18 protein-coding genes are annotated in these 24,084 nt (G+C 68.2%); 15 read left to right on the top strand and 3 right to left on the bottom strand.

Going from position 1 to position 24,084, the window contains the following annotated elements; all coding sequences use genetic code 11:
• Positions 1–428 precede the first annotated feature (428 nt).
• The 11 genes from B9N97_RS21880 (at position 429) to B9N97_RS21830 (ending at position 16,136) form a co-directional block, all read left to right on the top strand.
• On the top strand, positions 429–2,762 hold the full coding sequence (locus tag B9N97_RS21880; protein WP_085089830.1) for an ATP-dependent helicase: 2,334 nt from the start codon (positions 429–431) through the stop codon (positions 2,760–2,762).
• Positions 2,763–2,884: 122 nt separating this feature from the next.
• Positions 2,885–4,081: a hypothetical protein gene (locus B9N97_RS21875; RefSeq protein WP_085089829.1), complete on the top strand. Its 1,197-nt coding sequence runs from the start codon at positions 2,885–2,887 to the stop codon at positions 4,079–4,081.
• 114 nt (positions 4,082–4,195) lie between these two features.
• A complete protein-coding gene (locus tag B9N97_RS21870) occupies positions 4,196–5,086 on the top strand; it encodes a 50S ribosomal protein L11 methyltransferase (protein WP_085089828.1) in 891 nt (296 codons plus the stop codon).
• A gap of 65 nt (positions 5,087–5,151) precedes the next feature.
• Positions 5,152–5,622, top strand: coding sequence for a tellurite resistance TerB family protein (locus tag B9N97_RS21865; protein WP_085089827.1), 471 nt, complete (start codon positions 5,152–5,154; stop codon positions 5,620–5,622).
• 173 nt (positions 5,623–5,795) lie between these two features.
• Complete coding sequence (locus B9N97_RS21860; RefSeq protein WP_085089826.1) at positions 5,796–7,847, top strand: aminopeptidase P family protein; 2,052 nt, start codon at positions 5,796–5,798, stop codon at positions 7,845–7,847.
• A 245-nt stretch (positions 7,848–8,092) separates the two neighbouring features.
• A complete protein-coding gene (locus B9N97_RS21855) occupies positions 8,093–8,458 on the top strand; it encodes a chemotaxis response regulator CheY (protein WP_012974572.1) in 366 nt (121 codons plus the stop codon).
• Between the two features lie 114 nt (positions 8,459–8,572).
• A complete protein-coding gene (locus tag B9N97_RS36800; protein ID WP_085089825.1) occupies positions 8,573–9,682 on the top strand; it encodes a protein phosphatase CheZ in 1,110 nt (369 codons plus the stop codon).
• A 210-nt stretch (positions 9,683–9,892) separates the two neighbouring features.
• Entirely contained in the window at positions 9,893–10,618 is a 726-nt protein-coding gene (locus B9N97_RS21845) for a protein phosphatase CheZ (protein ID WP_244560835.1), read from the top strand.
• A 126-nt stretch (positions 10,619–10,744) separates the two neighbouring features.
• Positions 10,745–11,560: an outer membrane protein assembly factor BamD gene (locus B9N97_RS21840; protein ID WP_085089823.1), complete on the top strand. Its 816-nt coding sequence runs from the start codon at positions 10,745–10,747 to the stop codon at positions 11,558–11,560.
• 8 nt (positions 11,561–11,568) lie between these two features.
• Positions 11,569–13,260 carry a DNA repair protein RecN gene (gene recN, locus B9N97_RS21835; protein ID WP_085089822.1) on the top strand — a complete coding sequence of 564 codons (1,692 nt, stop codon included), beginning with the start codon at positions 11,569–11,571 and terminating at the stop codon, positions 13,258–13,260.
• A gap of 326 nt (positions 13,261–13,586) precedes the next feature.
• The gene (locus tag B9N97_RS21830; protein WP_085089821.1) at positions 13,587–16,136 is read left to right on the top strand and encodes an HWE histidine kinase domain-containing protein; all 2,550 of its coding nucleotides are present in this window, start codon (positions 13,587–13,589) and stop codon (positions 16,134–16,136) included.
• An 82-nt stretch (positions 16,137–16,218) separates the two neighbouring features.
• Here B9N97_RS21830 and B9N97_RS21825 read toward each other — a convergent pair whose 3' ends face one another.
• Genes B9N97_RS21825 through mltA form a run of 3 tightly spaced genes read right to left on the bottom strand, consistent with a single transcriptional unit; the run spans position 16,219 to position 18,728 of the window.
• Positions 16,219–16,983, bottom strand: a complete 765-nt coding sequence (locus tag B9N97_RS21825; protein ID WP_085089820.1) for a TrmH family RNA methyltransferase — start codon at positions 16,981–16,983, stop codon at positions 16,219–16,221.
• Positions 16,984–17,040: 57 nt separating this feature from the next.
• Complete coding sequence (locus B9N97_RS21820; protein ID WP_085089819.1) at positions 17,041–17,583, bottom strand: GNAT family N-acetyltransferase; 543 nt, start codon at positions 17,581–17,583, stop codon at positions 17,041–17,043.
• Positions 17,583–18,728 (bottom strand): murein transglycosylase A, encoded by a 1,146-nt coding sequence (gene mltA / locus B9N97_RS21815; protein WP_244560834.1) that lies wholly within the window; start codon positions 18,726–18,728, stop codon positions 17,583–17,585. The genes B9N97_RS21820 and mltA overlap by 1 nt, the downstream gene beginning before the upstream one ends.
• A gap of 412 nt (positions 18,729–19,140) precedes the next feature.
• On the opposite strand from mltA, the gene B9N97_RS21810 reads away from it, so the two are divergent.
• From B9N97_RS21810 to B9N97_RS21795, 4 genes are all read left to right on the top strand, one after another.
• Positions 19,141–20,538: an RsmB/NOP family class I SAM-dependent RNA methyltransferase gene (locus tag B9N97_RS21810; protein ID WP_085089818.1), complete on the top strand. Its 1,398-nt coding sequence runs from the start codon at positions 19,141–19,143 to the stop codon at positions 20,536–20,538.
• Positions 20,539–20,763: 225 nt separating this feature from the next.
• Entirely contained in the window at positions 20,764–22,272 is a 1,509-nt protein-coding gene (locus tag B9N97_RS21805; protein ID WP_085089817.1) for a leucyl aminopeptidase, read from the top strand.
• A gap of 24 nt (positions 22,273–22,296) precedes the next feature.
• Positions 22,297–22,746 (top strand): DNA polymerase III subunit chi, encoded by a 450-nt coding sequence (locus B9N97_RS21800; RefSeq protein WP_085089816.1) that lies wholly within the window; start codon positions 22,297–22,299, stop codon positions 22,744–22,746.
• Between the two features lie 110 nt (positions 22,747–22,856).
• Positions 22,857–24,074, top strand: coding sequence for an ATP-binding response regulator (locus B9N97_RS21795; protein ID WP_085089815.1), 1,218 nt, complete (start codon positions 22,857–22,859; stop codon positions 24,072–24,074).
• Positions 24,075–24,084 lie beyond the last annotated feature (10 nt).

Raw genomic sequence — 24,084 nt, 5'->3', positions numbered from 1 at the left:
GCGCAAAATTTCGCTTAGGTAAATTTCGCGTCGAGCAATGGGCATATGCCGTAAGCCTGCATAAGACAAGATGCGGACATAAATTAGCTCGCATTGGTCAGGTGGAATAACTGTCTGTGACAGAAAAGGGGAAATCGTTAACCTGATACCTGTGACCTCGTCGGGACACTGAACTACAGCGGCGATGGACTATCATAGGCGATGGATCCGGAAGATCAGGACTATGTCATCGCCCGTTGGTTGGAGTCCTACATCTCAGGAGCTTGCCGTTCGGCATAAGCGCGGGTGCCGAGGAGCGCGGTTCCCGAAGGGATGAGGCGCTTCTCACGGGGGGTCGTGCCGGCCGGCTCTGTGCTGTATACGTTCCAACCGCAAGACAGCATTCGCATGCTTGAGCAGATTTTCGTTCATCCCCGGACCGGGACGCCATGTCAGACGCTTTTGATGATGATCCGCTGAGCCACGCCGCTCCTGCCGCAGCCGTTCCCGCTGCCGCGCAGCGCTTCGCCTATCTGGACGGGCTGAACCCGACCCAGCGGGCGGCGGTGGAGGCTCTGGACGGACCGGTCCTGGTGCTGGCGGGTGCCGGCACCGGCAAGACGCGGGTGCTGACCACCCGGCTGGCCCATCTTCTGATGACGCGCCGCGCCGCCGCCTTCCAGATCCTGGCGGTGACCTTCACCAACAAGGCCGCCCGCGAAATGCGCGAGCGTGTCGCCCATCTGGTGGGGATCGAGCCGGAGGGCTGGTGGCTCGGAACCTTCCACGCACTGGCCGCCCGCATCCTGCGCCGCCATGCCGAACTGGTCGGGCTGAAGTCGAATTTCACCATCCTCGACACCGACGATCAGGTCCGCCTGATCAAGCAGTTGCTGGAAGCCGCGAACATCGATTCCAAGAAATGGCCGCCCCGTCAGGTGCTGGGCGCCATCGAACGCTGGAAGGATCGCGGCCTGACCCCCGACCGTCTCGGCGACGCCGACGGCGGCGACGTGGCCGGCGGTCGGGTGGTGGCGATCTACCGCGCCTACCAGGAACGCCTGCGCACCCTGAACGCCTGCGACTTCGGCGACCTGTTGCTGCACAACATCACGATCTTCCAGAACAATCCGGACGTGCTGGCGGAATATCACCGCAAGTTCAAGTATGTTCTGGTGGACGAGTATCAAGATACGAACGTCGCACAGTATCTGTGGCTGAGAATACTTTCTCAAGCTCACAAGAACATTTGTTGTGTTGGTGACGAAGATCAGTCGATCTACGCTTGGCGTGGGGCTGAGATTGGGAATATTCTTAGATTTGAAACGGATTTCCCCGGCGCCACCATCATCAAGCTGGAGCAGAACTACCGCTCCACCGGCCATATCCTGGCGGCAGCCTCCGGCCTGATCGCCAACAACCAGGGCCGCCTCGGCAAGACGCTGTGGACCGAGGCCGACGGCGGCGAGCCGGTCAAGGTCAAGGCGGTGTGGGACGGCGAGGAGGAGGCGCGCTGGGTCGGCGAGGAGATCGAGACGCTCCAGCGCAAGGGCACGCCTCTGTCGCAGATCGCCGTGCTGGTCCGCGCCGGCTTTCAGACCCGCGAGTTCGAAGAGCGCTTCATCACGCTCGGTCTGCCCTACAAGGTTCTGGGCGGGCCGCGCTTCTACGAGCGGCAGGAAATCCGCGATGCGCTGGCCTATTTCCGCGTGGTCAATTCCGGCGACGACGATCTGGCGTTCGAACGCATCGTCAACCTGCCCAAGCGCGGTGTCGGTCCGGCGGCGATGCAGACCCTCTACACCGCGGCGCGGGCGCAGGGATTGTCGCTGACCGAGGCCGGTTGGGCGCTGACCGAGACGGACGAGCTGAAGCCGAAGCTGCGCGCCACCCTGCGCGGGCTGCTGCAGGACTTCTTCCGCTGGCGGACGCTGATGTCGACGGTTCCGCACACCGAGCTTGCCCGAACCATCCTGGACGAATCCGGCTACACCCGCATGTGGCAGGAGGACAAGACGCCCGAGGCGCCCGGCCGGCTGGAGAACCTCAAGGAACTCGTCACCGCCATGGCGGAGTTCGAGAATCTGCCGGGCTTCCTGGAACATGTAGCGCTGGTGATGGAGAATGCCGAGGCCGCCGGGATCGAGCAGGTGACGGTGATGACCCTGCATGGCGCCAAGGGGCTGGAGTTCGACCATGTCTTCCTGCCGGGCTGGGAGGAGGGCGTGTTCCCCAACCAGCGTGCGCTGGACGAGACCGGCATCGCCGGGCTGGAGGAGGAGCGGCGGCTGGCCTATGTCGGCCTGACCCGGGCGCGCCGCCGCGCCTATGTCAGCCATGCCGCCAACCGCCGGCTCTACGGCAACTGGGTCAGCGCCGTGCCGTCCCGCTTCGTCGAGGAAATCCCGCAGGACAATGTGGAGGCCGAGGCCGCCAACGGCCTGTTCGCCGGCAGCGGCGGCCGTGGGAGTTTCGGCGGCGGCTTCGGCGGCGGGGCAGGGGGGTATGGCGGAGGCGCAGGGGCCGGTGGATTCCAGTTCCGCGGCTCGACCCGGCAGGCGCCGGCGCCGAAGACCATCACGTTGGACCAGGGCGCCTATGCGGTGGCGCCGCGGGCGCGGCCCGATGCGCCCTTCGCCAAGGGGGCGCGGGTCTTCCACCAGAAATTCGGCTACGGCACCGTCGTCGCCGTGTCGGAGGACAAGCTGGAGATCGACTTCGACCATTCCGGCAGCAAGAAGGTGATGGACAGCTTCGTCGTGCCCGCCGAGAAGGCGGGCTGAATCGAGGCATGCCCGCCGAGAAGGCGGGCTGACGGATCGTCGCACTGTGACGGCCGTCACAGCCGCGGCGGCCGGTGCGGCTCAAGATTGCAGCGGTGCAACAGAGCCGGAGGCTATCCGCCGTGTTCGGAACGGGCAGCGTCAGTTACGAGGTGCAGAGCCGCCGCGAAGGCCGCTGGCGCATCGAGGGGGCCTACACCGATCAGGAGTCGGCGCTGTCGGCCGCCCGCTCGCAACTGGCCGCCTCCGGGGTGGAAGAGGCGAAGGTGGTGAAGTTCCGCACCATCGCCGGCCTGTCGCTGGAAACCGTGATCCTGCACAAGACCGCTCCGCAGGCCCCGCGCAAGGGAATGACCCTGGGCGGCACGGCGGAGGGGGCACCGCTCTGCCGCACGCCCGACGATCTGCGCGGCTTCGAGAGCCGGGTGGTGATCGGCCGGTTGCTGCGCCCCTACCTGGACGCCCAGCGCATCACCCCGACCGAGCTGCTGCATTCCTGGCCGCTGTTCCGCCGGTTCGAGGAGCAGGGGGCGCTGCTTGGCGCCGCCATCCACGCCGCCGCCCGCCATCATGCCGACATCCACGGCGTTTCCCACGCCGTCCGCGCCCGCGAACTGCGCCAGCTGGTGGAGGCGGTCGTCGGCGCCGCCCGCGACGCGCTGGCCGAACGGCGCCGGCTGCCGCGCTTCGACCCCGACGACCTGTCCGGCACCAGCGACCGCATCGAGGAGGCGGTGGGGCCAGCCGGCCATGACGCGCTGTTCCTGATCCTGCTGTGCCAGCATCTGGAGGCCGGCGGGCCGCTGGCGGGAAAGCTGGACCTGCTGCTGGCGATGATGGGCGAGGATGCCGAACCGCGCCATCTCGCCCTGCTGGATGGGGTGGTCGCCGACATCATGGGATCCGCCGACACGGTGAAGGAGTTGCTGGGGGCCCAGCCCAGCCTGCATGCCGGGCTTTGCGCGCTGGCCGACGGGCTGTTCGACCGCGATCCCGATCCGGCGCTGGCGCCGATGGCCGGTTCGCTGCGCCGGGTCTGCCGCCTCGCCCTGCAGGGCCGTGCGCCGCAGAGCCGGGCCGTTCTGCTGGAACGCCTGCGCCAGAGCATCGCCGGCGAACAGCCGCTCGACCGCCGCGACGCCAAGGCGGACGGGATGCTGGCCCATGACCTTGCCGACCGGCTGAAGGGGGCGGACGGAGCGCTGCTCGGCGGGGCGGCGGTGGAGAAGGCGCTGGACCGCCGGCTGCTGCGCCACCGCCAGTCGGTCCTGCGCGCCCAGGGCATGCATGATATCGCCGACCGGCTGTCGGGACGGTAGCGGGCAGCCGGACGATTAAGGATTCTCCCGATAACCTGAAACCTTGGTCTCTTTCCGGCTTGATGCTAAAAACGCCGCTTGTTGTTCTCGCGTCGTTGTCGGAAAGCCCCTGTCATGTCGCAAACCCCGCTCTGGCGCATCGCGCTGGTCGTTCCCGAAGCCCATGCGCCCGCCTTTGCCGAGGCGGTGGGGGACCATGCCGATGCGGTGTCGACCTTCGAACTGGAGGAGGGCGGCAACTGGCTGGTGGAGGCGACGCTGTACGGCGCCCCGGACGAGGCGCGGCTGCAATCCCGCGTCGCCGTGCTGGCCAAGGCGCTGGGGATCGAGGAGCCGAGGCTGGCGGTCGAGAACCTGCCGCCGATCGACTGGGTGTCGCACAGCTACCAGGGCTTCCCGCCGATTCGCGCCGGGCGCTTCTTCGTCCACGGCTCCCACCATGAGGGCATCGTGCCGGCCGGCAGCATCCCGCTGCTGGTCGACGCCGCCACCGCCTTCGGCACGGGGGAGCATGGCTCGACCAACGGCTGTCTGCAGGCGCTTGACCGGCTGTCGCGCCATCTGAAGCTGCCGCGCGGCGGCCGGCGCGGGGCGCTCGACATGGGCTGCGGCTCCGGCATCCTGGCGCTGGCGGTGGCCAAGCGCTGGCGCGTGCCGGTCACCGCCGTCGACATCGACCCGGAGGCCGTGCGCGTCACCCTCATCAACGCGGCGCTGAACGGGCAGAAGCGCATGATCCGCGCCCAGGGCGGCGACGGCTACCACACCCCGATCGTCGGGCGGCACAAGCCCTACACGCTCATCACCGCCAACATCCTGGCCCGGCCGCTGTCGCGCATGGCGCCGCAACTGCGCCGCCACCTGAAGAAGGGCGGCTATGCCGTGCTGGCCGGCCTGCTGAACCGGCAGGAACGCCACGTCATCCAGGCCCACCGGAACCAGGGCCTGCGGCTGGTGGCGCGCATCCCGGTCGGGGAATGGACCACTCTTGTGGTGAAGCGTTGAAACCAAAGGGCGGCGACGCGACTTCCCCTAGTGACGATGTTCCGACACGTTTCTGGGGAGCCACCATGCTGAACCGCATCCGGTCCTTGTTCGCAGGCGACGACGGCGTCGAGCCGGGCGAGGACGCCCTGCAGGCCGCCGCCGCCGCCCTGATGGTCGAGGCCGCGCGCACCGACGACACCATCTCCGAATCCGAGCGCGACCGCATCATGTCGGTCGCCCGACGCCACTTCAATCTGAACGAGGAAGAGGCGCAGGACCTGCTGTCCGCCGCCGTCTTCGACACCGAGGACGTGTCGCCCTACCACCGCTATGTCAGCATCATCATGGACCGCTGCCCGCCCGGCCAGCGAATCTGGATCATCGAGATGCTGTGGGAGGTCGCCTACGCCGACGGCGTGCTGAACGACCTGGAGTCGAGCCTGCTGCGGCGGATCGGCGGGTTGCTGCACATCTCCGACGTCGAGCGCGGCGAGGCCCGCAAGCGCGTGCTGGCACGGCTGGGGCTGCCGGACGATGCGGGTTTGCCGGCCTGAGGGGGCCTTAGCCCCGTAAGTTTGACCCCCACCCAGCGGGGGAGGCTAGGTGGGGGCGCCGTCAGCCGACACCCCCACCCCAACCGGCATAGCCGCCGCCCCGCCGCTTGCGCAGCGCCTGCGGGGTGCCTAGCCTGTGTCCACAGGATTCACTCTTCCGAGGAACAGGTTCCGTGCCCAGCGCGATTCCCTCCGCTGCCTATCGTGGCGACGACGCCCTTGTGACCCTGTTGACCGAGGCCGGGACCGGCCGGTCTCCCGCCGATGTTCGCGCGCTGCTCGCCGGCGTGCTGGCGGCGCCGGAGGGGGAGGATCCCGCCGCCTGGACGGTGCTGGTCGGCGAGAACCTCCCGCCGGCCCTGACCGAACAGCTACAGGCGCTGAAAGCGCTGCTGACGGCCGAGGCACCGGCGAAAAAGCCCGGCGCGGCCGAGCGTCTGACCGATTTGCGCGCCGCGTTGAAGCGCCGCGACCTCGACGGCTTCATCATCCCGCGCGGTGACGAGCATCAGGGCGAATATGTGCCGCCGCGCGCCCAGCGGCTCGGCTGGCTGACCGGCTTCACCGGATCGGCCGGCAACGCCGTGGTGACGTCCGACCGCGCCGCGATCTTCGTCGACGGCCGCTATACCCTGCAGGTCCGCAGCGAGGTGCCGGCCGACCTGTACGAGTACAAGCATCTGGTCGAGGACCCGCTGACCGACTGGATCGCCGCCGCCTTGCCAGAGGGCGGCCGCTTCGGCTTCGATCCCTGGCTGCACACCATCGGCTGGGTGGAGAAGACCCGCGCCGCTCTGGAACGCGCCGGCATCCTGCTGGTGGCGTGCGAGGACAACCCGCTCGATTCGGTATGGCAGGGCCAGCCGCCGGCCCCGCTGACACCCGTGGTGCCGCAGGACAATGCCTTCGCCGGCGAAAGCTCCGCCGATAAGCGAGCCCGCATCGCCGACGAGCTGGGGCAGAAGGGCATCGCCGCCGCCGTGCTGACCCAGCCGGACAGCATCGCCTGGCTGTTGAACATCCGCGGCGCCGACGTGCCCTGTACGCCGCTGCCGCTGTCCTTCGCCATCCTGTCTGCCGATGCGTCGGTGGAGCTGTTCCTCGACCCGCGCAAGCTGGCGCCGCAGACCCCTGCCCATCTCGGCAATCAGGTGCGGGTGCGGCCGGTGGAGGAATTCGGCCCGGCGCTCGACGCCGTCGCCCGTGGTTCCGCCCGCGTGCTGGCTGACCCGTCCTGCACCTCCGCCTGGATCGTCGACCGTCTGCATCTGGCCGGTGCGAGGGTGGAGCGCGACGGCGATCCGTGCGCCCTGCCCAAGGCCTGCAAGAATGTGGCGGAGTTGGCCGGCACCCGCGCCGCCCATGTCCGTGACGGTGCCGCGCTCGTCCGCTTCCTGCACTGGTTCTCCGAAGAGGCGCCGAAGGGCAACCTCACCGAACTGGCGGTGGTGGAGCGCCTGCTGGCCTGCCGCCGAGAGAATGAGCGGTTCCGCGGTGTCAGCTTCGACACCATCGCCGGGGCCGGGCCCAACGGCGCCATCGTCCATTATCGTGTCACGCCGGAGACCGACCGCCGGCTGGAGCCGGGCAGCCTGTTCCTGCTGGACAGCGGCGCCCAGTATCTGGACGGCACCACCGACGTGACCCGCACGCTCGCGGTCGGCGAACTGAGCCCGGCAACCGCAGCGGAAATGCGCGACCGCTTCACCCGCGTGCTGAAGGGCCACATCGCCCTGTCCACCGCCCGCTTCCCGCAGGGCACCACCGGCTCGCAATTGGATGCGCTGGCGCGGCTGCCGCTGTGGCAGGCCGGGCTGGACTATGACCATGGCACCGGCCACGGCGTCGGCAGCTTCCTGTCGGTGCATGAGGGGCCGCAGCGGGTGTCGAAGGTCGGCAACACCGTGGCATTGCAGCCGGGCATGATCCTGTCCAACGAGCCCGGCTATTACAAGACCGGCGCCTATGGCATCCGCATCGAGAACCTGATCGTCGTGCAGCCGGTGGACCCGGAGGGTGAACTGGCCGGCGCCGAACGCCCGATGTTGGAGTTCGAGCCGCTGACCCTGGTGCCGATCGACCGGTCGGTGATCGAGCGGGCGCTGCTGACCGATGCGGAGGCCGCCTGGATCGACGCCTATCATGCGCGGGTGCGCGAGTCGCTGTCGCCGCTGCTGGACGAAGCGGCCCGCCGCTGGCTGGAGCAGGCCACCGCTCCCCTGTGATGGGGGCGGACGGCTGTATCAAATCATGGCCGGGTGCTGGGGGCGCCCCTGATTCCGCAAGATGTTGACGTCCGTGGTAACACGTTCTTTACCAGCCTGCTGCAGTGTGACCCAAGGGGATGACTTTTGGCGGCAGTTAGGGCACTACAGTCGGCATCACTTCCCGGATTACGGCGCAGCCCCCGCGCCGGGTGGGCGTAACGGCCGGTCAGACACCGGCAACGGATTATTGCGGAGACGTCTAGATGAAGATCCTCGTCGTCGATGATTACGCCACCATGCGGCGCATCGTGCGGAACCTGTTGACCCAGATCGGCTACACCGACATCGACGAGGCCGGCGACGGCGTGTCGGCGCTGGCGAAGCTGCGTGAGAGCAAGTTCGGCCTCATCATCTCCGACTGGAACATGGAGCCGATGACCGGTCTGCAGTTGCTGAAGGAAATCCGCGCGGACGCGAAGCTGGCGGCGACGCCCTTCATCATGGTCACCGCCGAGAGCAAGACCGAGAACGTGATCGCCGCCAAGCAGGCCGGCGTGAACAACTACATCGTCAAGCCCTTCAACGCCGACACGCTGAAGCAGAAGATCCAGGCCGTCATCGGCGGCTGATCCTCGGTTTTCGTGATCGCGACTGACTGTTTGGTCCGGGCGGACGGCGGCACCTGCCGTTCGGTGCCCGGTCCATAGGGCGGCCGGCGAATCCAGTTTGGGGAGTGGACCGGTTTGGAGCAGCTTCCGCAGCTGTCCGATGAGGAGTTCGAGCAGATCGAGGACGCCATCGCCCGATCGGCGAAGGGCAGGGCGTTCCTGCGGCGGCTCCACCGGCGGTCCCTCGGGGCCGCGACGGAGGAGGTGCGCGCCATGCTCCAGGAGTTCCGCGACTCCTGGAACCGCCAGAACGAGGCGGTGGAGGCCGGCAAGCATGTCGGCGTCCTGCGCCGCGAGCTGATGGAAATGGCCGCCTCGATCGAGCAGGCGCGGCGGGAAGTGGCGGCGCTGCGGCCACCCGACGGGTCGGGCGACAAGATCCTGTCCGCCACCAACGAGCTGGACGCCATCGTCATCTCGACCGAACGCGCGTCCTTCGAGATCCTGAACGCCGCGGAGCGGCTGATGGATCTTTCGGGCAAGCTCAGGGCCAGCGGCGCCGATCCCGCGATGTGCGGCGAGATCGACACCCAGGTGAACGACATCTTCACCGCCTGTTCCTTCCAGGACCTGACCGGCCAGCGCACCAGCAAGGTCGTCAACGCGCTCCGCTATATCGAGCAGCGCGTCATGGCGATGATCAGCATCTGGGGCGAGGATGGGCTGGCCGGCATCATCGTCAAGGAAGAGCAGACGGACAGCCGTCCCGACGCCCATCTGCTGAACGGTCCGCAGCTGGACGGCCACGGCGTCAGCCAGGCCGACGTCGACAGCATGTTCGACAGCCCGGCCCCGGTCGCGGCCCCGCCGCCGCCGCCTCCACCGCCCGCTCCGGTCCAGTCGAGCCAGGCCGACATCGACAGCATGTTCGACAGTCCGGCTCCCGCTCCGGCTCCCACTCCGGCTCCCACTGCGGCTCCGGTCCAGGCGAGTCAGGCCGACATCGACAGCCTGTTCGATTCGCCCGCTCCCGCCGCCGCTCCGGCGGTGGCGAGCCAGTCGGACATCGACAGCATGTTCGACACGCCCGCACCCGCTCCGGCGAAAAAGCCGGTTCCGAAGCCGCCGGGCGCCGCACCGAAGGCCAAGGCCGCTCCCAAGCCTGCCGCCCCGCCTCCGCCGCCCGCTGCGGCAGAGCCGCCGGTGCCGCTGGATCAGGCGGCCATCGACGCTCTGTTCGGTTAGGGGGCGGTCCGGATCCGACACCGGCATTCCGATAAGGGCATCCCGACACCGGCATTCAGGCTCTCTCCCGATTGACCGCCTCCGCCCGCCGATGGCTGGATGGCGTGCGGTCAGCCGATCCAAACGCAGAACCGACGCACGCGACCAGACATCCACCACACACAGGCCACTGGCGGCCGTTTCCGAGAGGCGGGACCGAGGATGAAGCAGATGACCAAGCCCTTCATGGCCGAGCTTCAGAAAGCCCGCAAATCCGGGCATCCCTTCCAGTCCCTGATCGAGGACGGCGCGGCGGCCGCGGCCCTTCCGGTGCCGGCCCAGGTCGTCCAGGCCGACAACACCGAGGTGCTGCGCGCCATCGGCGATCTCGGCGCAAAGCTGGACCGCTTCCTGACCATGGACGCGGCGCAGATCGACCAGATCCAGGTGGAGATCGCCGACATCTCCGGCCGCATCAAGGCGACCAAGGTGGAAATGGCGGCCATCCGCCACCCGCTGGCCGGCGACGACAAGTTCCAGCAGGCCAGCCAGGAACTGAGCGCCGTCGTCGCCGCGACGGAGGCCGCGACCAACACCATCATGGCCTGCGCGGAAGAGCTGGAAGAGGTGGTGTCGGAACTGAAGTCGTCCCTGCCGGAGGGCTATCACAACGACCGCGTCAACGACATGGTCGACGTCATCGTCCGCATCTACGAGGCCTGCAACTTCCAGGACTTGACCGGCCAGCGCATCACCAAGGTCGTCCGCGCCATGTCCTTCATCGAAGAGCGCGTCGACGCGATGATGGGCCTGTGGAACAAGCGCGAGTTCGAAGCGATGCCGCTGCCGCCGTCCGTCACCAAGAAGGACGAGGACCTGGACCTGCACGGCCCGGCCGAAGCGACGCCCGAGAGCGGCAACATCAGCCAGGCCGACATCGACGCGCTGTTCGGCTAAGGCGCTTTCCATCCATTTTCCGCCAGGGGCGGGGAGGGGCATATCGCCCGCCCCCGCGTTACCGCTTGCGGCGCCCTCACCCCGGCGTGCTATACAGGGGCAACTTCGAAAGCGCCCAAGACGACGATGCTTCCTCGCCCGTACCGCCTGCCGCTGACGGCCATCCTCCTGTCCGCCGCCCTGTCCGCCTGCTCCTCCACCAAGGAGGATGCGTATGTCGAACGCCCGGCCGACCAGCTTCTGTCGGAAGCCGACGCGGCGATGCGCGAAGAGGCGTACAAGAAGGCCGCGAAGCTCTATGACGAGGTGGAGCGCCAGCATCCCTATGCGGATTCGGCCAGCAAGGCGCAGCTTCTCGCCGCCTACGCCCACTATCAGGATCTGAAGTACGACGACGCCATCCTGGCGCTCGACCGCTTCATCCAGCTTCATCCGGGCAGCCCGGATGTCGACTACGCCTATTACATGCGGGCGTTGTGCTATTACGAGCAGATCACCGACGTGCGCCGCGATCAGAAGATGACGCGTCAGGCGCTCGACGCCCTGCAGGAAGTGGTCCGCCGCTTCCCCGACAGCAAATACGCCCGCGACGCGAAGTTGAAGATCGACCTGACCAACGATCACCTTGCCGGCAAGGAGATGGAGGTCGGGCGCTTCTACCTGCGTCAGCATCAGTATACCGCCGCGATCAACCGGTTCCGCACCGTCGTTGAAAACTACCAGACCACGTCCCATGTGCCTGAGGCGCTGCACCGCCTGGTGGAGTGCTATCTGGCGCTGGGCGTGACCGACGAGGCGAAGGCCGCCGCGGCCGTGCTCGGCCACAACTTCCCCGGCAGCGAATGGTACACGGACAGCTACGCACTGCTGGTGGACGCCAATCTGCGTCCCGAGCGAAACGAGAAGTCGTGGCTCAATCGAGCCTGGAACTCCCTGTTCTAGGACGCTCCATGCTCGTGTCGCTGACGATCCGGGACGTCGTCCTGATCGAGCGTCTGAGCCTGTCCTTCCGCAAGGGCCTGTGCGCCCTGACCGGCGAGACCGGTGCCGGCAAGTCCATCCTGCTCGACGCGCTGGGGCTGGCCCTTGGCGCGCGCGCGGATTCCGGCCTGGTGCGCCATGGCGCCGATCAGGCCGCCGTCACCGCGGAGTTCGAGCTGTCGGGCGACCACCCGGCCTTCGCCATCCTGAAGGAACAGGGGCTGGACGCCGATTCCGGCGACTCCGCCTCCGGCTATGGCACGCTGGTGATCCGCCGCACCGTCAACACCGACGGCCGCAGCCGCGCCTGGGTGAACGACCAGCCGGTCGGCGTCGGCCTGCTGAAGACGCTGGGCGCCGAACTGGTCGAAGTACATGGGCAATTCGACACCCACGGCCTGCTGAACCCGCAGACCCACCGCGGCGTGCTCGACGCCTATGCCGGACTGTCGGCGCAGGCGGCGCAGGTCGCCGCCGCGCACCGCGCCTGGAGACAGGTCGAGGATGCCCGCCATTCCGCCGCCGCCGACATCGCCCGCGCCCGCTCGGAAGAGGAATATCTCCGCCACGCCGTGGCCGAGCTGGATGCGCTCGCCCCCAAGGCCGGCGAAGAGGAGGAACTGTCGGAGACCCGCGCGGTGCTGATGCACCGGGAAAAGCTGGTCGACGGCATGAACGCCGCCTATGCGGAACTGTCGGGCGACCGTGGCGTCGAGCGCGCCCTGTCCTCTGCCATTCGTACCCTGAGCCGCATCGCCGACAAGGCCGGCGGCACGCTGGACCCGGTCATCGCCGCGCTCGACCGCGCCGCGACCGAGGCGGGGGAGGCGATTGCTGCGCTGCAGGCCGCCTCCAGCGGTGTCGACATGGACCCGCGGGCGCTGGAGAAGCTGGAGGAGCGGCTGTTCGCGCTCCGCGCCGCCGCCCGCAAGCATGGCGTCGATGTCGATGCGCTGGCCCCCCTGCGCGAGGAGATGGCCGGCCGGCTGCTGCTGATCGAGGATCAGGGCGATCTGTTGGCCAAGCTGGCGAAGGAGGCCGAACAGGCCCGCGCTGCCTTCCACAAGGCCGCGGAGGCGCTGAGCGCCGCCCGCCGCGAGGCCGCCGGCCGTCTGGACGTGGCGGTCGCCGGCGAACTGGCGCCGTTGAAGATGGAGAAGGCGAAGTTCCGGACGCTGGTCGAGCCGCTCGACGAGTCCGAATGGAACGCGTCCGGCATCGACCGCGTCGCCTTCCAGGTCGCCACCAACCCCGGCTCCCCGCCGGGTGCCTTGAACAAGATCGCGTCGGGCGGCGAACTGGCGCGCTTCATGCTGGCGTTGAAGGTGGTGCTGGCACAGACATCCACCGTCGGCACGCTGGTGTTCGACGAGGTGGACACCGGCATCGGCGGCGCCGTCGCCGCGGCGGTGGGCGAGCGGCTGGAAACGCTGGGCCACGGCCTGCAGGTGCTGGTCGTTACCCACAGCCCCCAGGTCGCGGCGCGCGGCGCCGTTCACCTGAAGGTGCAGAAGTCGCAGAAGGGCGAGCAGGTCACCACCGGCGTCGCCGAATTGGACGGAGACGAGCGGCGCGAGGAGATCGCCCGCATGCTGTCCGGCGCCACCGTCACCGCCGAAGCTCGCGCAGCGGCCGACAGCCTGATCGCCGGCCGCGGCTGACGCGCAATCACCGTTAACCTTTTTGCATGTCGAGGCTCCGGCATCAGGGCTGGAGCCTCGATCCGCGTTTGTGGGCGTGGTTAAAAAAATCTAAAGCTGCGGTCGGAATCTGCATCGAGTAGAGCAACAAAAGCACGCCGGCCGTTACGTAACTTATCCTATGTTAAGTTAATGCGCCCTAGTAAGAGCATAGGAATAGCCATTTTGGAGCGTTGCGGCATTCCCTCATCCTGCCTAAATTGTTGATGATATCCCTTGGCTGTGCGTGACAAACGCCGCCGGTCCAGCTTCCGCTTGAGGTCGCGTTTGTCTGAAGTCTTTGCTCGATGAGCGGCCCGGTTCCTTCGGGGTCTGTCGACCTCACCGATTGTGACCGGGAGCCCATCCACCAGCTGGGTTTTATTCAGCCCACAGGTTTCCTGATCGCCGTAACGGCCGATTGGATCATCCTGCATGTCTCCGCCAACATCGGCCGTTGGCTGGGGGTGGAGCCCGACGACCTGTTGGGGCATCCGCTGTCGCGGGTCATCAAGGGCGAGGCGCTGCACACCATCCGTGGCCGGCTGCAGGTCGCTCATATCAACGGCAGCGTCGAGCGGGCCTTCGGCATCCACCTGTCTGACATCACCCCTGTCTGCGACGTTGCCGTCCACCTGTCCGGCTCCACCATCGTGATCGAGGCGGAACCGAGCGAGGGGGAGGGGCCGCAGGATTCGGGATCGCTGCTGCGTTCGATGATCGCACGGGTCCAGAACACCCGCGGCTTCGACGGCTTCTGCCGCGAGGCGGCGCGCCAGATGCGGGCGCTGACCGGCTTCGACCGGGTCATGGTTTACCGCTTCGGTCCCGACGGGTCGGGGGAAGTGATCGCGGAATCGGCGGTGCACGGCATCGGCAGCTTCCTCGGCCAGCGCTATCCGGCATCCGACATCCCGCAGCAGGCCCGGCGCCTGTACGAGCGCAACTGGTTGCGCTGCATCGCCGATGTGAACGCGCCGCCGGTGCCGGTGGTGCCGATGCTCGATCCCTTGGGGCAGCCGCTGGACCTGTCGCTCAGCCTGCTGCGCAGCGTCTCGCTGATCCATGTCGAATATCTGCGCAACATGGGCGTGAACGCCTCGCTGTCGGTGTCGATCCTGCGGCACGGCAAACTGTGGGGCCTGTTCGCCTGCCATCACCGTCACGCCCGCTCGCTCTCCTTCGAACGGCGCACCACCGCCGAGCTGTTCGGCCAGATGGTTTCGCTGCTGCTGGAAGGGCGGGAGCGCGAACAGGAAAGCCAGCAGGAGGCGCAGGCCCGCCGCGCCCATGTCCGCATCATGTCGATGCTGGCCGACAGCGAATCGCCGCTGGACAGCCTCGTCACCTTCGCGGCGGAACTGCGGACCCTGATCGAGTGCGACGGCTTCGCCTGCTGCACCGACGGCCAGCTGCACATGGAGGGCGAGACGCCGACGCGGGAGGAGACGCTGGGCGTCATGCGCTTCCTGCACCGGACGCCGCCCAGCAAGGTCTATGTGACCGACGAGTTGGGGGCCGTCCATCCGCCGGCCCGCGACTTCACCGAACGGGCTTGCGGGCTGCTGGCGATCCCGGTGTCGCGCATGCCGCGCGACTATCTGGTCTTCTTCCGCAAGGAGATGATCCGCACCGTCACTTGGGGCGGCGACCCGACCAAGCCGGCGCAGTACGGCCCCAACGGACCGCGCTTGACCCCGCGCAAGAGCTTCGAGGCCTGGAAGGAAACCGTGCGCGGCCGGTCCAAGCCCTGGAGCGAGCTGGACGAGCGCAACGCCGAATCCCTGCGGGTGACCCTGCTGGAGGTGGTGCTGCGGCTGGCCGACGTCGCCGGCCGCACCCGCAAGGAGGCGACCGAGCGGCAGGAGTTGCTGATCGCCGAACTGAATCATCGCGTCCGCAACATCCTCAGCCTCGTCCGTGCCCTGGTGCGGCAGAGCGAGACCGGGGCGGAGACGGTGCAGCAGTTCGCCGCCATCGTCGCCGGCCGCATCGAGGCGCTGGCCCGCGCCCATGACCAGATCACCGCCGACAATTGGGGGCCGGCATCCCTGCGCGCCCTGATCGCGGCGGAGATCGGCGCCTATCTTTCGGCCAAGAGCGAGCGGGTGCGGCTGACCGGGCCGGAGGTGCTGCTGGCGCCGCAGGCCTTCTCCGTCTTCGCGCTGGTGGTGCATGAGCTGACCACCAATTCGGCCAAGTACGGCGCGCTCAGCGACAGCGGCGGCTGGGTCGAGGCCGACTGGTCGATCGACGAAGGCGGCCGTCTGCTGATCGACTGGCAGGAGAATGGCGGCCCGCCGGTGCGGGCGCCGTCGCGCACCGGCTTCGGCACCACGGTGATCGAGCGCTCCGTCCCCCACGATCTGCAGGGCGAGGCGGAGGTGACCTATGCCCTGTCCGGCCTGCAGGCGCGTTTCATGATCCCGGCCCAATATGTCACTGTCGCCGCCAGCCTGCCGGACAGCGGCCGGCGCAGCCTGCCGGTGCCTGCGGCCGATTTCTCCATCGGTGGTCCGGTGCTGCTGCTGGAGGACAACATGATCATCGCCATGGCGACGGAGGACGTGCTGCTGAGCTTCAACGCCAGCCGGGTCAACACCGCCGCCGGCGTCCGCCACGCCCTGCGCCTGATCGACGAGGACCCGCCGGTGGTCGGCGTGCTGGACATCAACCTGGGCAACGAGACCTCGCTCGCGGTCGCCGAGCGGTTGCGGGAACTGGGGGTCCCCTTCGTCTTTGCCACCGGCTATGGCGAGAGTGCTGCGGTGCCGGAGCGGTTCGCGGACGTCCCGGTGCTGAAGAAGCCCTATGGGTCGGATCAGGTGGTGCAGGTGCTGGCGTCGGTGATGGGGTAGGGGGTTAAATTCTTGCGGAGTTAAACCCCCTCCCCAACCCTCTCCCGCGAAGCGGGGGAGGATAGGTGGGGGCATTCGAAGCCTACCCCCTAACCACCCCATACCGCGCGAACAGCGCCACGCTGACCGCCACTGTGGCGTTCAGCGACTCCACCGCGCCGGTCGTCGGCACCGACAGCCGCGTCGCCGGGCAGTCGGCGGGTACGCCCTGGCCTTCCTCGCCCAGGATCAGCCGCATGTCGGCCGGCCAGTCGAAGCGAGTCAGATCCTCGCCGCCGCCGTCCAATGCATAGAGCGGCCCGGCCGCCTCATTCACCGCCGCCCAGCGCGGCCCGCGCAGCAGGGTCAGCGCGAACTGCGCGTTCGAGGCCGCGCGCAGGCATTTCGGGTGGAAGGGATGCGCCGCGCCCTCCAGCAGCACGATCCGCGACACGCCGAAGGCGGCGGCGCTGCGCAGCAAGGCGCCGAGATTGCTCGGATCGCCCAGCGCGCACAGCAGTTCCAGCCCCTGCGGCTGCTGCGACAGGTCGATGGCCGGCATCTTCGGCACCGCGCCGACCAGCAGCGGAAAGCCGGTGCCCGACACGTCCAGCGTCCGGAACAGGGCGGGGGCCAATTGTACCGGCTCCACTCCCGGCGGCAGGCGCCAGCCCGCGATCTGCGCCGGATCGGTGAACAGCAGCCGCTCGAACCGCTCGGGATGCTGGCGCAACGCTTCCGGCACGGTCTTCAGCCCGGCCAGCAGGAATTTGCCGTTCTTCTTCAGCCCGCGGCTTTCCAGCGCCGATTCCCAAAGCTTGAACTGCGGGTTCTGCGGGCTTTCGATCAGCAGGGACGGGCGGGTCATGGCAACGGGCTTTCCGACAAGGGGATACCCCTGCCTAGCACAGCCATGCCCCAGAAGTCAGGCGTTCAGGCGCCGTCCCAGGAACAGCAGGGGACCGCGCTGACAGGCATCTGTGAAGCCGGCGCGCTGGTAGAACTCGACATTGCGGGCGAAGACGGCGGTGACCAGATGCACGCCGGGCAGGCCGTCGGCCCGGCAATCCTCGGCAAAGCGGTCGACCAGCCGTCGGCCCAGCCCATGCTCCCGCCATCCCGGCCGGACATTCACATGGAAATGGGCGGGATATGCTGCAAAATGGTCGGCGAAGACCTCGTATTTCGGAATGCGTCGCGCCAGTTCGACCGATGCCGCACTGTCCTTGCATCCGGTGAGATAGCCGACCACCTGCCCGTCGTCCGTCACCGCCATCCAGATGTCCCGCGGCGCCTCCGCCACGAACCAGCCGGTCCAGGTGTCCAGGAAGGCGGCGCGGTCGGCGTCCGACGCGAATTCCGTCCGGGTGGTGGAGGCGAAGAAGATCTCCTCCAGCGCGGCCAGCGCCGCCCCGCGGTCGGGTAGGGCGGTCAGGCGTTCCAGCCGGATCCCGTCGCCCTCCGTCATCACTTCCGCTGTGCGGTCTGGACCGACAGGCTGCGCGGGGTCAGCATGGTGTAGCGGCCGCGCGCCTTCATCACGCCGGCCCCTTCCTCCGCCTGCGGACCGTGGCCCCAGAACAGGTCGCCGCGCACCGGTCCCTTGATGGCGCCGCCGGTGTCCTGTGCGACCACCAGCCGGTTGATGGCGCCGCCCGGTACCGGGGCGTCGCGCACTTCCAGCCAGAGCGGTACGCCCAGCGGGATATGCTCTGCATCCACGGCGAGGCTGCGGCCGGGGGTCAGTTCCATGTTGCGGGCGCCGCGGGCGCCGACCTCGGGCTTGACCCTGAAGAAGACATAGGAGGGGTTGAGGTTCATCACCCGCTGGGCCTCGGCCGGATGGTCCTTCAGCCAGCGGCGGATCAGTTGCAGCGACATCTGTTCCGGCGTGGCCTCGCCGCGGTCGATAATATGGCGGCCGATCGGGTAATAGCTGTGACCGTTCTGGCCGGCATAATGGATGCCGACCACCGACCCGTCGGCCATGATCGCCCGGCCGGAGCCCTGGATTTCCAGGAAGAAGGCGTCGACCGGGTCGTCCACCCACATCAGCTCCAGCCCCTTGCCCTTCAGCGCGCCGGCCTCGATCCGGGCGCGGGTCGGCAGGCCGCGCTTGCCGCGCGCCGGCATGCGGTAGAGCGGGACGTTGTAGCGTTCGGTCCGCGTCCAGCTGCCGTGCAGCTCGATCTCGTAGTAACCGGTGAACAGGCCGTTCTCGCCGTTGCTGACGTCGCGCGGGGTGAAGAAGGTTTCGAAGAAGCGGCGGGCCGCCTCGCTGTCGCCGGCGGGCAGGTCGCGGGCGGCGGCGCAGATGGCGCGCCAGTCGTCGGTTGTGCCGGCGGCGCGCAGCGATCCCAAAGCTTTGCCCGGCGGCTGGTTCTTCACCCAGCCGCAGGTGCGCTGTACCGCCGGGACCGCCTGGGCATGGTCGTCGTCGATCCAGCCGGCAAGGTGGCGGAAGTCGGGCGACACCTGATCCCAGGTCGGGCGCTGTGCGGTGCTCCGCTGCCCCTCCACCATCGGCGTTGTGCCGGCGCAGGCCGCCAGCGTCGCCAGCAGGCCGCCGAGCAGGGAAAGCCGCAGGAGCTGCCGCTTTTTGGGCCGCTTCATCTCACGCGCACACGCCACCCCAGCCGCAGCCGCCATCGCGCACTCCGCCACCAGCAATCGATCTGTCCGTCGGAGACCCTGATCGTCCGGCCGCGCTGGCGGTCCGGTCACGATAAGGTCACATCACCCGAACGTTTGTGCCGGTGGTTACCCCGAGTCGTCAATCCCCAACCTGCACTTTCGGGTAGGTCGCGGCCGGTTGTCACGGGTGGGCGCCGGCCGGGCCTTTCCGGCGGCAAGCGGGGCAGCCGCGCGGCGGCAGGGCGTGACAGAGCGCGGCAAACGCGGTATCGACAGCCCATACGTGAAGGACCGTCCGCAACTGTGCATCCCGTCCCCGATCCGATGCGGGGGAACATGCGGGCGGCCGGTCCTGTTCGCCGCCATGTGACACCCCAAGGGACCAGACGCCATGACACCCGCCGCCCGCCTCCAGGCGGTCATCGATCTGCTGACCGAGATCGACGAGACCCCTCGCCCCGCCGACGCGGTGATGAGCGCCTATTTCCGCAACCGCCGCTACATCGGGTCGAAGGACCGCACCGCCATCGCCCAGATGGCCTACGCGATCCTGCGCCGCCATGCCCGGCTCGGCTGGTGGATCGAGCGCGGCGGCTACGAGCGCGCCACCCCGCGCGCCCGCGTGCTGGCCTATCTGCTGCTGGAGGAGAACCGCAACGCCGGCGTGGTGTTGGAGATGTTCAGCGGCGGCAAGTTCGCCCCGGCCCGCCTGACCGACGACGAGCTGGCGATGGTCGGCAAGCTGGAATGCCATACGATGGACCATCCCGACATGCCGGAGACGGTGCGGGTGGAGTGTCCGGAGTGGGCGGAAGCGGCGATGCGCGCCTCGCTGGGTGACCGCTTCGGGGTGGAGATGGAGAAGCTGCTGGAGGCGGCGCCTCTCGACCTGCGCATCAACCCGCTGAAGGCCAACCAGCAGAGCGCCATCAAGGCGCTGGCCAAGGCGCAGATCACGGCGGAGACCACGCGCTGGTCGCCGCTTGGCCTGCGCGTCAAGGGCCGGCCGCCGCTGGGCAGCGTCGACGCCTTCAAGGACGGTCTGGTCGAGATCCAGGACGAGGGCTCACAGCTGGTGGCGCTGGCGGTGGCGCCGAAGCCGGGTCATCAGGTGGTCGATTTCTGCGCCGGGGCCGGCGGCAAGACGCTGGCCGTGGCGGCGCTGATGAAGAACAAGGGCCGTGTCGTCGCCTGCGACGTGCTCGACAAGCGCCTGAAGCGCGCCGCCGAGCGGTTCCGCCGCGCCGGCCTGCACAACATCGAGGCCCACCCGCTGACCAGCGAGCGCGATCCTTGGGTGAAGCGCCACAAGCGCAAGTTCGACCGCGTTCTGGTGGATGCTCCCTGCTCCGGCACCGGCACCTGGCGCCGCAACCCGGATGCCCGCTGGCGCCAGCTCGGGCCGGGTCTGGAACAACTGCTGCCCTTGCAGGCCAACATCCTGGACAGCGCGGCGCGTCTGGTGAAGCCGGGCGGGCGGCTGATCTACGCCACCTGCTCCATGCTGCATGACGAGAACGAGGCGCAGGTTGAGGCCTTCCTGCAGACCCACCACGACTTCATCGTGAAGCCGGTCGCCGAGGTGTGGGCGGAGGAGGAGGCCGGCGCGCCGCCGGTCGAGGGTCCGTACCTGCGCCTGACCCCGGCCCGCCACGACACCGACGGCTTCTTCGCCGCCGTGCTGGAACGCCGCGCGGAAGAGAGCGTATCGGAAGAGAGCGTGTCCGATGTCGGGCTGGAGCAGGGAGAGGTCGATCCGGTCGAGCTGGGCAAGGCGATCGATGCGTGAGTGAGGGGGTGGGGAGCAGTCGGCTTCGATTGCCCCCACCCTAACCCTCCCCCGCCCAGCGGGGGAGGGAAGGGGCCCATGGCGCAGCCATGGGAAGGGAGGGGGCATGGCGAGGCAACTCCCCCACCTTGACAGCCGGGGTGGCGCGCTCCTTATCCGTGGGGTAGGCTTTCCGCCGCTGACATCATCCGGGCGTATTCGCCCAATCCCCCACAAGAGGACCAGATGAAGTTCTCCTTCGCCAAGCCGTCCCTGCCGTCCTCCGGCGTGCTCGCCGTGACCGTCGCCGCCGACCGCAGCCTCGGTCCGATCGGGCGGGATCTGGATCAGAAGACCGGCGGGGCGCTGGCCCGCGCCATGGCCGCCGCCCGCTTCACCGGCAAGAAGGACGAGACGCTGACGCTGCTCGCCCCGGCGGGGACCGAGCTTGACCGCATCCTGCTGGTCGGCATCGGCAAGGGCGCCGACCTGACCGATCTGGTCCTCCAGGCTGCCGGCGGCGCCATCGCCGTCCAGCTCGACAAGGCCGCCGACGAGGCCGCGCTGCTGGTCGAACTGCCGGAGGAGGCCAAGCTTTCCCCGGCCGCCGCCTCGGCCGAGATCGCCTTCGGCGCGCAGCTGCGCAGCTACAAGTTCGACAAGTACCGGACCAACGACAAAAAGTCCGACAAGAAGGACCCGAAGCCCAGCCTGCGCAAGCTGACGCTGCTGGTCGAGGATGACGGCGCCGCCAAGGCCGCCTTCAAGAAGCTGGACACGCTGGCCGACGCCATCCGCTTCACCCGCGATCTGGTGTCCGAACCGGCCAACGTCATCTATCCGGAAAGCCTCGCCGAGAAGACGAAGGACCTGGAGCAGTTCGGCGTCGAGGTCGAGATCCTCGATCAGAAGAAGCTGAAGAAGCTCGGCATGGGCGCCCTGCTGGGCGTGGCGCAAGGCAGCGCCTGCGAGCCGCGCGTGGTCGTCATGCGCTGGAACGGCAACCCGGATGCCGACGACAAGCGCCCGGTCGCCTTCATCGGCAAGGGCGTGACCTTCGACAGCGGCGGCATCTCGATCAAGGGTGCGGCCGGCATGGAAGACATGAAGTGGGACATGGGCGGCTCCGCCACCGTGATCGGCACCATGTACGCGCTGGCCGCCCGCAAGGCGAAGGTCAACGCCGTCGGCATCGTCGGCCTGGTGGAGAACATGCCGTCCGGCACGGCGCAGCGTCCGGGCGACATCGTCACCTCGGCCTCGGGCCAGACCATCGAGGTCATCAACACCGACGCCGAAGGCCGTCTGGTGCTGGCCGACTGCCTGTGGTACGCGCAGGACGCCTACAAGCCCAAGCTGATGATCGATCTCGCCACCCTGACCGGCGCCGTCATCGTGGCGCTCGGTCACGAGCATGCCGGCCTGTTCGCCAACGATGACGATCTCGCCATGAACCTGACGGCCGCCGGCCTGAAGGTGGGCCAGCCGGTGTGGCGGATGCCGCTCGGCGACGGCTATGACAAGGAGATCGATTCGCCGGCCGCCGACATGAAGAACACCGGGTCGGGCGGCGGCGCCGGCAGCATCGTCGGCGCGCAGTTCCTGAAGCGCTTCGTCAACGACGTGCCGTGGGCGCACATCGACATCGCCGGCGTGGCCTGGGCGAAGAAGGACGGCGCCACGGTGCCGAAGGGCGCCACCGCCTTCGGCGTGCGCCTGCTCGACCGCTTCGTGGCGGAATACCACGAAGCCTGATGACCTGAGTTGTGTGAAGGAGCCATGACCGAAGTCCGCTTCTACCACCTGCAACGGCGCACGATGGAGCAGGCGCTGCCCAAGATCCTGGAGAAGGTTCTTGAGCGGAACTGGCGTGCCGTCGTGCTGGCCGGTTCGCCGGAGCGGGTGGACATGCTGAACCAGCATCTGTGGACCTACGATCCCGGCTCCTTCCTGCCACACGGGGCGGCGCGCGACGGCTTCGCCGACAAGCAACCGGTGTGGCTGACCGACGCCGACGAGAACCCCAACGGCGCCACCGTGCTGGTCACGGTGGATGGCTGCGTCAGCGACCGCATGGACGGCTTTGAACTCGTCTGCGATCTGTTCGACGGCAACGACGAGGAGGCGGTTTTGGCCGCCCGCCAGCGCTGGAAGGCCTGCAAGGCGGCCGGCCACAGCCTGACCTATTGGCAGCAGACCGACCGCGGCGGCTGGGAAAAGCGGGCCTGAGTGGAGACCGCCGCAGAACCCGGTTGTTTTCCGATCATTTCATTTGCATTCGATCCGTTCAGCGGCAAATCTAATTTCCCACGCGGACGGTTCAAAGGTGCATGCCCCCGATGAACAGGAGCCAGATCGACCCGGCGCTCGCCCAGCAGGTCAAGGACGCGAGCATCCTGATCGTGGACGACAACCCGTCCAACGTCGACCTGTTGCGGGAAATCCTGAGCCACGACGGCTATCGCCAAGTCCGTGGCGAGACCGATCCGCGCAAGGTGCCGGACCTGTGCGCGGCCGAGCCGTTCGACCTCCTGCTGATCGACATCCGCATGCCGCACATGAGCGGCTTTGACCTGATGGAGCGGCTGAAGCCGATCTTCGGCGACGATTACGTGCCGATCCTGGTGCTGACCGCCCAGACCGACCAGGAGACCCGGCGCAAGTCGCTGGAGCTGGGTGCGAACGATTTCCTGACCAAGCCCTTCATCGCCTGGGAGCTTCTGCACCGCGTCCGCAACATGGTGGAGATCCGCAAGCTCTACCGCCGCGCCGCCGAACAGAACCGCGAGCTTGAACACCGGGTATCGGAACGCACCGCCGAACTGTCGGACGCGCTGGAGGCGGCGCGCAAGGCGGACCGTGCCAAGCTGGACTTCCTGGCGGTGATGAGCCACGAGCTGCGCACGCCGCTGAATTCCATCATCGGCTTCGCCGACGTGCTGGCGGGGGAGGGGATGGGCAAGCTGGGCCATCCCGATTACCTGGAATATGTGAAGCTGATCGAGGAAAGCGGCCGGTCGCTGCTGACCATGGTCAACAACATCCTGGACTATACCCGCGGCTCCACCGGCTCCATCGAGATCCAGGAAAGCGACGTCAACATCCCCCAACTGCTGACCGGCTGCGCCGACATGCTGGCGCCGAAGGCGGCGGGCAAGCGGCTGACGCTGGCCGTCCATCCCTGTCCCGCCTTCCGCATGCGCATCGACCGCCGGCGGCTGCGCGAGATGGTGCTGAACCTGCTGGACAATGCGGTCAAGTTCACGCCCACCGGCGGCCATGTCGCCGTGGCGGTGGAGGACCGCGGCAACTTCGTCGGTCTGACCGTGCGCGACGACGGGCCCGGCATCCCGGCCGAGCTGATGGGGCGCATTTTCAACCCCTTCACCCAAGCGGAACGCTCGCTGGTCCGCCAGCATGAAGGCGTCGGGCTGGGGCTGCCCATCGTCCGCCGCTTCGCCGAGCTGCATGGCGGCGGCGTGGAGATCGACAGCGCACCGGGGCGCGGCACGGCGGTGACCATCCTGCTGCCGAAGGACCGGTTGCTGGAGGGGTGATTCCTCCCTC

It is taken from the genome of Azospirillum oryzae, from assembly GCF_900177515.1.
Taxonomy (GTDB): Bacteria; Pseudomonadota; Alphaproteobacteria; order Azospirillales; family Azospirillaceae; genus Azospirillum; species Azospirillum oryzae_A.
This window is presented reverse-complemented; position numbering and strand designations above follow the sequence as displayed.